The organism is Luteimonas galliterrae, assembly GCF_023374055.1.
Taxonomy (GTDB): Bacteria; Pseudomonadota; Gammaproteobacteria; order Xanthomonadales; family Xanthomonadaceae; genus Luteimonas_C; species Luteimonas_C galliterrae.
In genome coordinates, this window is record NZ_JAMBEP010000001.1 from 2,117,138 (window position 1) to 2,129,619 (window position 12,482).

Annotated in this window: 9 protein-coding genes; all 9 read right to left on the minus strand. The window is 61.5% G+C overall.

Going from position 1 to position 12,482, the window contains the following annotated elements; genetic code table 11:
• Nucleotides 1-50 precede the first annotated feature (50 nt).
• Nucleotides 51-2,246 (minus strand): aldehyde oxidoreductase molybdenum-binding subunit PaoC, encoded by a 2,196-nt coding sequence (gene paoC / locus M2650_RS09765; RefSeq protein ID WP_249473753.1) that lies wholly within the window; start codon nucleotides 2,244-2,246, stop codon nucleotides 51-53.
• A complete protein-coding gene (locus M2650_RS09770) occupies nucleotides 2,243-3,199 on the minus strand; it encodes an FAD binding domain-containing protein (RefSeq protein ID WP_249473754.1) in 957 nt (318 codons plus the stop codon). Before M2650_RS09770 ends, paoC begins: the two co-directional genes overlap by 4 nt.
• On the minus strand, nucleotides 3,196-3,849 hold the full coding sequence (paoA, locus tag M2650_RS09775; protein WP_249473756.1) for an aldehyde dehydrogenase iron-sulfur subunit PaoA: 654 nt from the start codon (nucleotides 3,847-3,849) through the stop codon (nucleotides 3,196-3,198). The genes M2650_RS09770 and paoA overlap by 4 nt, the downstream gene beginning before the upstream one ends.
• Before the next feature lie 286 nt (nucleotides 3,850-4,135).
• On the minus strand, nucleotides 4,136-6,304 hold the full coding sequence (locus M2650_RS09780) for a peptidase domain-containing ABC transporter (RefSeq protein WP_249473757.1): 2,169 nt from the start codon (nucleotides 6,302-6,304) through the stop codon (nucleotides 4,136-4,138).
• Nucleotides 6,294-7,178 (minus strand): beta-barrel domain-containing protein, encoded by an 885-nt coding sequence (locus M2650_RS09785; RefSeq protein ID WP_249473758.1) that lies wholly within the window; start codon nucleotides 7,176-7,178, stop codon nucleotides 6,294-6,296. Before M2650_RS09785 ends, M2650_RS09780 begins: the two co-directional genes overlap by 11 nt.
• Complete coding sequence (locus M2650_RS09790) at nucleotides 7,175-8,650, minus strand: protein adenylyltransferase SelO family protein (protein WP_249473759.1); 1,476 nt, start codon at nucleotides 8,648-8,650, stop codon at nucleotides 7,175-7,177. Before M2650_RS09790 ends, M2650_RS09785 begins: the two co-directional genes overlap by 4 nt.
• Complete coding sequence (locus M2650_RS16610) at nucleotides 8,628-9,104, minus strand: toxin-activating lysine-acyltransferase (RefSeq protein WP_425602518.1); 477 nt, start codon at nucleotides 9,102-9,104, stop codon at nucleotides 8,628-8,630. Before M2650_RS16610 ends, M2650_RS09790 begins: the two co-directional genes overlap by 23 nt.
• A complete protein-coding gene (locus tag M2650_RS09795) occupies nucleotides 9,105-11,561 on the minus strand; it encodes a glycosyltransferase family 2 protein (RefSeq protein ID WP_249473761.1) in 2,457 nt (818 codons plus the stop codon). It abuts the gene before it with no gap.
• 107 nt (nucleotides 11,562-11,668) lie between these two features.
• Nucleotides 11,669-12,439 carry a hypothetical protein gene (locus M2650_RS09800; RefSeq protein ID WP_249473763.1) on the minus strand — a complete coding sequence of 257 codons (771 nt, stop codon included), beginning with the start codon at nucleotides 12,437-12,439 and terminating at the stop codon, nucleotides 11,669-11,671.
• Nucleotides 12,440-12,482 lie beyond the last annotated feature (43 nt).

Consider the following 12,482-nt stretch of genomic DNA (forward strand, 5'->3'; position numbering starts at 1 on the left):
TCCGACGGCTTCCGCCTCGAAAACATGCCATCGCGGCCTTTCGGCCGACGTCATCCCACGGCCGGCATCTTCGCGATCAGCTTGTCCAACGTAATCGGATACTCGCGCACGCGTATCCCGGTGGCGTTGTAGATCGCGTTCGCCACCGCTCCGCCGACGCCGCAGATGCCCAGTTCGCCGACGCCCTTGGCCTTCATCGGCGAGGAGATCGGATCGGTCTCGTCCAGGAAGACCACTTCCTGATGCGGTATGTCGGCGTGTACCGGCACTTCGTAGCCGGCCAGGTCGTGGTTGACGAAGAAACCCAGGCGCCGGTCGACGGCCAACTCCTCCATCAGCGCAGCGCCCGCGCCCATGGTCATCGCGCCGATCACCTGGCTGCGCGCCGATTTCGGGTTGAGGATGCGGCCCGCGGCGCAGACCGCGAGCATGCGCCGGATCCGGATCTCGGCGGTGTAGGCGTCCACGCCCACTTCCACGAAATGCGCGCCGAAGGTGGCTTGCTGGAACTTCTTGGACAAGTCGCCGAACTCGATGCTGTCCTCGGCGACAAGTTCGCCTTCCTTCGCGGCCTCGGCCAGGGTCAGTCTTCGTCCATCGACGCGCACCTCGCCGTCGACGAATTCGGCCGTGGCCGCATCGACGCCCAACTTCTGCGCCACCGCCTCGCGCAGTTTCATGCAGGCCGCATAGACGCCCGCCGTCGAGCTGTTCGCGCCCCATTGGCCGCCCGACCCGGCCGATACCGGGAAGCTGGAATCGCCCAGTTTCACCACCACCCGCTCCAGCGGCACGCCCATCATCTCCGCCGCGGTCTGGGCGATGATGGTGTAAGTGCCAGTGCCGATGTCGGTCATATCGGTTTCGACCGTGACCGTACCGCGATCGTCCAGGCGCACGCGCGCCCCGGACTTCATCACCAAATTGTTGCGGTAGGCGGCCGCCACACCCATGCCGACCAGCCAGCGGCCGTCGCGGACCTGGGCCGGCTTCGCGCGGCGCTTGTTCCAACCGAACTTGTCGGCGCCGGTGCGCAGGCACTCCACCAGGTTGCGCTTGGAGAACGGCCGCTCCGGTTTTTCCGGATCCACCTGGGTATCGTTGAGGATGCGGAAAGCGACCGGATCCATGCCGAGTTTTTCGGCCATCTCGTCCACCGCCGCTTCCAGCGCCATCATGCCCGGCGCCTCGCCGGGTGCGCGCATCGCATTGCCTTCCGGCAGATCCAGCGCCGCCAGCCGCAGCGCGCACTTGCGGTTCGCCCCAGCGTAGAGCCAGCGCGTTTGCTGGGTCGCCACTTCGGGGTCGCCGCCCGGCAGGTCGCCGGACCAGCTTTCGTGCGCGATGGCATCGATCTTGCCGTTCTTGTCGCAACCGATGCGGATGCGCTGGATCGTGGCGGGCCGATGGGTGGTGTTGTTGAACATCAGCGGCCGCGGCAGCGCCACCTTCACCGGACGCTTGGCGGCTTTCGCGCCGAGCGCGGCGAGCAGCGCATCAGCGCGCAGGAAGAGTTTCCCGCCGAAACCGCCGCCGATGTAAGGGGAATCCAGGCGCACCTTCTCCGCCGGGATGCCCAAGGTCCGCGCCATGTCCTGCTTGCCCCAGTTGATCATCTGGTTGGCGGTCCACAACGTCAGTTCGTCGCCGTTCCAAGCCGCGATCGACGCGTGCGGTTCCATCATCGCGTGCGATTGGTCGGGTGTGGTGTAGGTGACGTCCAGCTGCACCGGCGCGTTCGCGAAACCGGTGTCGAAATCGCCCGCGCCGGTGTCCGGATCGTTCTTGGGCACGACCGCCGCGTCCTTGGCCCGTGCGAGGTCGTATTGGCCCTTCGCGCGGCTGTAGTCGACGCGCACCAGCTGCGCGGCGGCGCGCGCCTGTTCGAAAGTCTCGGCGACGACCAGGGCGATCGCCTGGTGGTAGTGCTGGATCTCCGGCCCGCCGAGCAGGTGCGCGGTATTGAACCTGCCCTTGCTCAGCTTGCCGGCGTTGCGTGCGGTGACCACCGCGAGCACGCCGGGCGCCTTCTGCGCGGCGCCGGTGTCGATGGACACGATGCGGCCTTTGGCGATGGTCGCGCCGACGACGTAACCGTAGGCCTGGTTCGGCGCCACGTCATGGCGCTCATAGGCGTAGGGCGCGGTACCCGTGGTCTTGAGCGGCCCGTCGATGCGATCGGTCGGCTTGCCGACGACCTTGAGCCGGTCGATCGGATTGGTGGTGGCGGGCGTATCGAATTTCATGCCTTGGCTCCTGCTTCCACCAGCACCGCGGCGATGGTGCGTTCGACCAGCGGTACCTTGAAGGCGTTGTGTTCGGTCGTCTTCGCGTCCGCCAACAGGCGTGCGGTGGCGGCCTTCGCACCGCGCGGCAGCTCGGACTCGGCGGCTTCGTCGCGCCACGGCTTGTGCGCCACGCCGCCCAGCGCGATGCGCCCGCTGCCGTCGCGCTGCACGACCGCCGCGACCGAGACCAGGGCGAAAGCATAGGACGCGCGATCGCGCACTTTGCGATAGAAGTGCTTGCCGCCGAGCGGCTTTGGCAAGGTCACCGCAGTGATCAACTCGCCGGCCGTCAATGCGGTTTCCACTTGCGGCGTATCGCCGGGCAAGCGGTGGAAATCGGCGATCGGGATGCTGCGCACGCTGCCGTCGGGCTTCACCGTCTCCACGGCGGCGTCGAGCGCGCGCATCGCCACCGCCATGTCGCTGGGATGCGTGGCGATGCAGGCCTGGCTGGCGCCGACGATCGCGTGCTGCCGGCTGAAGCCGCCGATCGCCGCGCAGCCGCTGCCCGGCAGGCGCTTGTTGCAAGGTTGGGCGGTGTCGTAGAAATACGGGCAGCGCGTGCGCTGCAGCAGGTTGCCGGCGGTGGTGGCCTTGTTGCGCAGCTGGCCCGATGCGCCGGCCAGCAACGCGCGCGACAGCACCGCGTAGTCGCGGCGCACGCGCCGATCGGCGGCCAGGTCGGTGTTGCGCACCAGCGCGCCGATCCGCAATCCGCCCGTGTCGGTTTCCTCGATCCGGTCGAGCGGCAGGCCGTTGACGTCGATCAGATGGGCCGGCGTTTCGATCTCGAGCTTCATCAGGTCGAGCAGGTTGGTGCCGCCGGCGATGAAGCGGGCGCCCGGCGTGCGCGCGGCGGCCGCGGCGGCCGCGGCCGGCGATGCGGCGCGCTCGTAGCTGAAGGCCCTCATGCGCGCCTCCCGGCGACTTCGCTGATCGCATCGACGATATTGGAATAGGCGCCGCAGCGGCAGATGTTGCCGCTCATGCGCTCGCGCAATTCGTCCGCGGTGGCCCGCGGCCGGGCGGCCAGATCGGCGCTGACGTGGCTCGGCACGCCGGCCTTGATCTCATCCAGCACCGCCACCGCCGAGCAGATCTGCCCCGGCGTGCAGTAACCGCACTGGTAGCCGTCGTGCTTGACGAAGGCACGCTGCATCGGATGCAACTTGTCGGGCGTGCCGAGCCCTTCGATGGTGGTGATCGTGTCGCCTTCGTGCATCACCGCCAGGCTCAGGCAGGCGTTGATGCGGCGACCGCCGGCGATCACCGTGCAGGCGCCGCACTGGCCGTGGTCGCAGCCTTTTTTGGTGCCGGTCAGGCGCAAGTGTTCGCGCAACGCATCGAGCAGGGTCGTCCGGGTATCGACTTCGAGCGCGTGCGCTTTTCCGTTGACGGTGAACGATACCTTGGACATCACCGGCGCCCTGGCCGCCGCCGGCGCCGTCGCGTCGGCCGCCAGCGCGAAAGCGCCGGGAACGCCACCGGCGGCAACCGCCGTCGCGCCCGCGACCAACACTTCGCGCCGGGTCAGTTTTATTCCATCGTCTGAACCTTGCATGTCTGGCTTCCTTTCGGTTGCTGGTATGCATGAGGAACGCGGCTCGATCGCCTGCCGCGGGCATCGTCGTCCGCTCGCCGCGCTGCCCGGCTCGAAACGCCCGGGAAAACGATACGTAACAGGTTTTGCGCTACATCGGCGTGAACCGCAGCCGTGGAAGGAACGATAAGTGGGCCGCCCATAGGAAGCAACCCGCTGGCCGGCTCGCTGGCGTCCACTCGAATCGGCGCAGCATCCGGCCAGGAGCGGACATCGCATCTAACTGTGAAAGGACAATGACAGAAAGTTATAGCAAAGAGGTATCCACCACACTGGTAGAACGCCCATCTTTCTTATCATGCACTAAGTGCAACAAGCCCCTGTCAAAAACGTAGATACGATCAGCGCGCGCCAGCGTCTCTGGACGATGTGACACTACGATCCGCGTCACGCTCAATTCGGATATACCGTCGGCCACATTCGCCTCGGTCTCGACGTCCAGGCTACTGGTGGCTTCGTCCAACAGCAGGATTCTGGGCTGCCTGAACAAGGCTCGCGCTAGGCAGATCCGCTGCTTCTGTCCGCCGGAGATGAGCGCACCTAGATCACCGATCATCGTCTCATAGCGCATGGGCATAGCCATGATGGCATCATGAACACCGGCGATGGTCGCTGATCGGACAATTGCATCGCGTGAATATTCGCTAGAAAAGCCGCAGATGTTCTGTTCGATGGTGCCGTTCAAGAGCGTGTCTTCTTGCATAACAGTAGCCACAATCTCGCGAAGGCGACGCTTTCCCAGCGTGCGAACGTCCATGCCGCCGATGTTGACCGTGCCTGTTTCGGCATCCAGCAAGCCACATAGTATCTTCACTAATGTGGACTTGCCGCTGCCCGATGGGCCCATGATTCCGACGAACTCACCTTCTTCGACTTTAAGATTCGCACCGCGAATTACCCAATCGTCGTTGCCACCGTAACGGAAAGCCAGTCCTTTGCATTCCAGTTCGCTGGAACCCGGATCGCCGTTGAACTGGCTCAGCAAGTGCTTCTCTGGTGCTGATTGAGTGATGTCGAAGACGCGGTCGATTTGGATCCGCAGCAGCTTCAGATTCACGAAGAAGTCCACTAGCTTCGACGACCTGCCGGTGAACTGGTCGACGTAGGCCAGAAAGGCCACCAGCATGCCTGCGCTGAATACGCCGGCGATGGTTGCTTTCGCGCCGAAGTAGAGCGTAGCTATCTTGATCGCGCCGAACAAGATGGTGCCTGCCCCCGTGAATACCATCATCAGGGACTGCAGCTTCACGCTTTTCTTTTGCGTATCGTTGATGCGATCGATGTAGCGGCCCGCCTGCACGGACAGCAATCCATTGAGCTTGATCAGAGTCGCCGAGCGGGCTGATTCGATGAAGGTAGTCTCCTGCCTAGCCGACGCAGTGATTACGTCGATGTTGGATTCCATCAGCATCCTCAGCGCGAGCAAGCGGATGCATAGGTACAATATCAGGCCGATCAGAACGACGAGAGCGAGTTGCGTGTTGTATACAAACAGGATGGCAATGGTGACCATCGCCATCATCCCATCTAGCGCCGCCTCCACGGCGCCTACCGACAGCGTACGTTGGATCGAATCAATGCCAGCGAATCGGGAAGCGATGTCGCCCAGATGGCGGTTGTGGAAATATTGTTCCGGAAGATGCAACAAGTGACGGAACACGTTGGAGTTCCATCCGATGCTCAGCGAGGCGCCAGCGATCATGATTGCCCATGTCCTGAAGGCCGATATCAAAGTCTGAGCGACGACTAAGGCAAGATAGGCGATCGCGATCATCGCCAGCAGCCGCTCATCGTGGTTGGCGACAACCACGTCCACCGTCGTCTGCACGAACAATGGCACCAATACGACTGTGACTTCCAGCGCCAACGCCAAAGCAAATATCCAGAACAGGCTGCTGCGGATGCCGACCACCCTACCGAACAGAGTGAGCGAAGTGGGTGGCCGCTTCCCACCCACCGGCGAAAAGCGGGGCGAAGGGAACGCTTCCAGGGCGATGCCAGTAAACATCTCCCCAAATCGCTTCCAGGCGATTTCACGCTTGCCCGATGCCGGGTCCAACACGGTCACTGTGCGTCGTCCGACCCGAGTGATAACTACGAAATGATTACCTTCCACATGCACCACTGCTGGCAACCGGAGATTGCGCAGGTCTTCTGGCTCTATCCGTAGGGCACGCGTCTGCAAGCCCATCTGGTCTGCCGCGCTTGAAAGCTGGGAGAGCGTCAATCCTCTCCCCGAGAACGAAAGCCTCTGACGCAGTTCGGCGAGAGAGATGGAATTTCCATGAAAATTGAGCAGCATGGTGAGGCACGCCAGCCCGCACTCGGATTGTTGCCCTTGCCGGATCACAGCTGTCTGTGACCACCAGCCGAATCGAAGCTGTACAGGCTCCCGTTCAAGGCGTTCAGCGTCCATCGCGACCTCCGGTGCGCAGCATCGAAGCGAAAATCCATCTTAAGACACTCATCTCCTCCAGAGGGAAGTCGATGAATGCACTCATCCCTGGCTTCAACGCCTGCGTTCCACCGATAGCGCTGGGATCATCCACGGCGACATCGACTAAGAATCGGCTTTGGCTAGGCGGCTGGATACCGAACATCGTTGCCGCTTGGTATGGAGAAAGGGATGATTCGGATATGCCGATAATGTGGCCGCGCACCGTGCCAAATCGTTGAAATGGATAGGCTTCGACGCGAATGAAGACCTTGCGACCCTCCTGTAGGAATCCAATCGAGCGGCTGTCCGCCAATACCCTGAAGACGATCCTACCTTTGTCTCGGCGTAGCACGAGGATGGGTTGCCCAGGCGCGACGTAATCACCGGGCAGTACCAGAAACTTGTCCACATAGCCGCGCTGCGTACTCACCAACGTGGCTATCGGACGCTTGGAGGCATCGCCGGTGAGGCCCGCCATGTCGGTGATTAGCGCTAGGCTGTTGGAGAGGGATTCGTTGTTCAGATCGGCCTTCTCGGCCTCCACGCCGACTACCAGCATCGGCTTGCCTGGCACCACCGCTTCCCCGCTCCTGACCAGCACGCTATCGACCCGGATCCTCTGCTTGAAAGCGGAGGTGACCGCGAATGCGTCCGCGTCGGAGACGACGAAGCCCACACCAGTCTCAACGCGTGTGTATGGCAGCCATGCGAGCACCCAGACGAGCAACGCGATGACCACCAACGAGGAGGCCGCAGCGACGCGAACCGCTCGCTGCGGCGGCAGCGACACTTCGCCGAAATCCGCCCTGGCTTTCGCGTCTAAAAATTCTTTGCGAAAAAGACCTTCCGTCATTTCTGCACCCGCTGCTCCGCCTTAACTTGGATCCTCTCGATCTGCGTTCCACCGACGGTGGACGTAGACGCCTCGCGCCGCGCCTGGGCAGGCAAGCGAGTGTGGCGGGCGATAAGGCCGTCGATCTGCGCTTGCCAGCGTTCCACGTCGTCGGTCAGCAGGCACTCGATCTCCGCCTGCACTGCTTCCCGACTGGCTCCTTCGCGAAAACGGATCCCTCGCCAACGGTCGAGCGCCGCTCCGGGATTGCTACCACTTTCGCGTGCCAACCACTGCGCACAAATTGCCATCGCTTGTTCTTCTCTCAGGACCGCCGCGCCGCCATCTGTCATCGGCTTTATGTCCGCCAAAGCTTCTTCCATACAGGCAGCAATCCGTGCAGCGGCCACATGCGCCAGCTTGGTCCCGAACAGACGCGCAGCGCAGCACGCCAGTTCCCCCCGATATGCGGACATCAGGTCGACTTCGGCATCGATCGCCGAGTCCGGTAGACCCGCATACTTGCGCTGGTAAAAGTAGATCGAATCGAGCACGGCTGAAGCGGTCTCCAATTCGTCGCCGAAACGCTGCCCAAACGCTTCGTAGGTGATGGCTCGCCCATCCTGCACGAATCTTGCCGAACCAAAATCAATGAACTGTCCTTGCAAGGTAAGGTTAGAGGAGGTCAAGCCGCCGTTGAACCAGCCGCAGGCATGTGAATAGGCCGCTTGCCGCCCATACGCGGCGGTCATGAACTTGAATGACTTCCATGCGCCGCCAGTCTGACGTTGTATCCGTTCGATGTGCCAGCGAACCCTATCCACATCCTGCAAATGCGGCATCATCGACCCTTCCTGGTCCGGCCGTTCTATCAAAAGCGCGCGCTGCAGATGAGCCGGCCGAATATGGAACGGACGAACCAGAAGCGCACGCTGCCTACGTCCACCATCGGGCTCGGTGATGGTTTCCGCCAGCGACATGACCGCGACGACTGGCACTGCACCGCAAGGCGCCTCGCTTCGACACACCTCTGAAAAAACAGCTTCTCGCAGCCCCTCCTCCAGCCATAGGCAGCCGTGAGAGTGATGCCAATCCGCATTGCTCGCCGCAAATGGCGTACGACCGATGCCCTTCACTTGGAAGTCGCCGACGATGCCGGCGCGCCCACTGCCGCCGTATCGAGCAAGGCTAGTGGTGCCGTAGCCGTCGACTACGTATCGGCGTTTGTCCCGAGCCGTAGCAGGTACCGGGGCACCTGCTACGATGTCCAACTCCTGCGCAAACCGTTGCAGTATCCAGCGGTTCGCGCTCTCACGTCCGAGTGGTGAACTCACATCCCAGCCGCGCTCGAAGAACCATTGCTGGTTTATCCACGCCACGCGCGCATCGTCGCGCGACCTGGCGCGGAACTCGCCACCGCCTGGACAACTGGCTAAAACCTCGCTTGCGCCCAGCATGAATGCAAGCGGGCTATCGATTGAGCCGGAAACCATTCGCCGTCCTTGCCAGTCGTACTGTCTTCTTTATCTGCCCGTCGGGCAGCCGGCGCAGATAGCATATCCGGTCGGCGTCCGGAAACACCGACGCGGCTAGGGACAAGGTGCTACGCAGATATCCTGGCATTGCTACCATGTCCAACACCCAGATCCGATCCCCCTCCTTCCACTCGCTAATGTGCAAGATAACGCGCGGATCGTGCAGCAACCGGTGCTCAACCGCTTCGGTAAGGAAGGCGTAGGTGAAGTAGGACACTGGCTGCCCTCTTCGATCGAATAGGAACTGTATCTGGCTCAACCAGACTGCAGGTTCTATCCATAACGGAAACACGGCGAGCGGCGCCCTCGCATAAGACCTAGTCCTCGCCGCAAGATGGCAGGCGTACCCAATATATGTCGCATAGGAGACGTACTCCTCCGCTGCATGGCGATAAGTTTCGATAGACGCCATTCAAGCGCTCCGCGTCAGAATCTTGTTCGACCAAGCGCAGAGCGTCCAAAGCGCAAGCACCCCTATAGCGGCGTGCTCGGCGCCATCGTGCAGCTTGACCAGCAACACCGCAGCCGCCAGCACCGACGCCGGCCCGGCTAATGCTACGAGTAGACCGTTGTGACCGCGATCGGCGTCGGCCATAGCCGCCGATCGCCATTGCAACAACTTCCGCCGCGTAGCTAACCGCCAGCCCGTTAGCAACGCAGCGCGCACCAGCAGCAGTGCGTAGATCGGCGCGATTCCTAGGCGTAGCAATTGCGCAAAATGTATTCTGAAGAAATAGGGCACGTAGATGCGCATCTTTCTGGCACCCGGCAATGCCTTGTCGCGATACGCATTCAAGAGCAGCCGTTGGTAGCCGCCGAGCATCATGGCCAGGAACGCTGCGACGTACCACGTGCTCAGTAAATCGAATGCGATCATCAGCGCGAACACGGCGAATACCGCGGCATTGCTCACCCATGCATGCAACTGGTTAATGACGGTGAAGTAAGTCAGGATCGGCGGTCGCACGCTCGGCGTGAATAGTCGGCGCAGCAGTATCGCGGCGTTCTGTAGATCGCCGCGTATCCATCTGTCTTGGCGCTCGATGAAGGAGCGAAAAGATGCCGGATAGGCATCCGTTACCAGCGCCTTGTCCACGTATCCCGGACGCAACCATGCGGCCTCTATTGTGTCGTGGCTCAACACGATGCCATTGGGAATGCGGCCCGCGCATAAGGTTTCGAAGCTCGCCGGCACATACATGCCCTTGCCGCTAAAAGGCGCTTGAGCGAACCAGTCGTACATGAAATTCCTACTTGCGCCATACTTGCCTCGCGCGCTGACGCTCGGACCGACGCTGAATCTGGGCCAGCGCCAAGTGGACAGACTTGCTTCGTCAGTCATGGTACGAGGCACGGCCAAACCATAGCCGCCGCATATCCTCCCATCCTCCACTCTAGGCCAGTTTAAGGGGTGGGCTAGGAAGCCCGCCATGCGTTGCAATGCGTTCCGGGTCAGACGTGCATCCTCATCCAGGCACAGTATGTACTTGGCCGATCGGCAGATCGAGTGTGCGCCGTCAGATGCGCCGCCGCTGAAACCATTCTCGCCATGCACTATTAGACGATTCAGTAGTTCCAACTTGCCTCGCTTCCTTTCCTTGCCCATCCAACAGCTTTCGGCCGTGACGAACTCGCGATCTCGATGCAATAGATGCACCGGAACCGGACGCCCGGCGAGCGACAACGAGAAGTCTCGAATGCTAGCTAATGCATGCACCAACAAGTCACGCTCGGTCAGCGTGTCACCCGGCCGCGTGGAGTCCGGAAAATCGGTGAGGAACACTAACGCTACGTTCGTGTCATTGGCTTGTGCCAAGTTCCAGCGCGCCGTTTCCAATGCGCGATTCCATTGCACGACGTCCACCAAGTGCATGGGGACGGCGATCAGGACAGCGTCGCTTTCCGGAAGTCCATCGCCCACGAAATCGATGGCCAAGCTCGGGCGGGCTGATGATATGCGGCCCAGCAGCAACTCCACGCTTGTCTTCAGGCTGTCGGCGCATATCACGCCGACCAGGCAGAGGTAAGTAATCGCAACTTCATCGGCTGTTGCGCGGACACCCAGCGCGATAACCGCGACTGCGAAGCAGGTCAGGCAGGCCTGCAACACCTCGTAGCCGGCGATAGCAGTCCAGTCCCGCCAATTCGCGTTTACTGTGTTCGTTCGCCCGAATGCCATCCGGAGTATCTTTGCGCCGTCGGCGAATAGATAATAGCCCACATGGTCGAAGGGGCTGCGATCGGCCCGCTGTGCCAAGCGCAGCGCGCAGGCGACGACTTCGCCCTCCATCACACTCAATTGAGCCGCCAGCTTTTCGACGCAGCCGCGGTAGGCCTCCTTGCTCTCTGCATCCATGCGGGGATACACCTTGGCCGGATCTTGATCTAATGCCATTTCAAACGGCACCACTTGCTCCAGCCATGCGGTTTGCGCCACCGACGAGATGGCGATCAAATCCCTGATCGCCGCCGCGCGTATCGTTGCGACGGTATGCGACCCACCGAACGCCGCCAAGCGGTGCAGCAAGGCCGCATCCAACAACCGGCGTGCGGCGCGTAGTGGCATTTCTCCGGCGACCTGTCCACTGCGTAGAAAGTGAGACAGTCCCGCCATCTCGAAGCAACCAAACGAATTGGCCAGATATGGGCCCGCAGCGCGCCAAGCCTCCTCAATGTCGGGCGCGACTGATTGGGCGATCTTCGATTGCGCAACGAACAAAGTGCGGCGACAGTATTGCGTCACATCGGCGACGAATCTCAACTGGTCCGGCGTGCCACCCTCCTCGCACACTAAGTCTAGAGGGTCTGTTCGTGTGGCGAACGCTTGTTCGATCGCTTTGACGAATGACGCTGAGCCTTGCGATCTCATACCCGATGCTGGCACGCCATAATCCGCCGCGAATCTACCCACCGCGCCGCTTCTTCATCGTCATCGCCCGACGGCATGGACGTTACACCCACGCCGCCTCCAAATTGTCAGTTGCAGTTATGGCCGGCGCCAGTCCGGTACTTTTCCAACGCCTTGATCGCATAGGTTCTGGCGTCGGCCTCCGCGTCCCTGGTACCAAGCAGCGCTGGGTTCAAGACGGTGTACTGGTGGCGCGCCTCATGCGCGCTGGTCAGAAGCGCCTCTTCGATACCGCTTAGCATGCCTAGCGCATAGTTGCTGACCAGTTGACCGGTGGCGTTGTAGTACGACCCATAGTTCGCGTTCTGGCCACCGGATCCGTCCATGCCACCGGCGTAAACGGTGGAGGTTCCGTGGTAAGGATTCATGCTGGTGACGTTAGTCGGCACCGTTAGTCCATTGATCCACACATAACCGGAAGGGGGCGTAATCTGGGTGGAGCTCATATGCAAATTTTTAGTGCTGAAATTGTAGTAGCCGTAGCTGTTCACCACCGCGAAGCGGTAATCCGTGCGTAGATCGTTGCCGGTGACTGCTACCGCATCCATGATGCACTTCAGCTTGTCAGGCGACGGGACAGATGCAGGCGGCAATGCTGGTTGCGGGACCTGACTACCTGGGGGGCACCAACTGCCATCCGAGCAGTAATAACAGGACCCGGAACTGCCTGAGTTCTCGTCATATTGACCGAACCCGCTGCCACCACCGATCCAGAAACCACCGCCGTTTGATGTCAGCCGTGTCGCCGTTACCGTCACTGCCGGAAGGGTGGGCGTCACGGTCGCGGTGGATTGTCCGCCGAAAACCTCATCCATTTCTTCTTCGCTCAGTACGCGCATTGCCTGCTCTCCTTGAATACGAACGTCGAATACGAGAATCCTT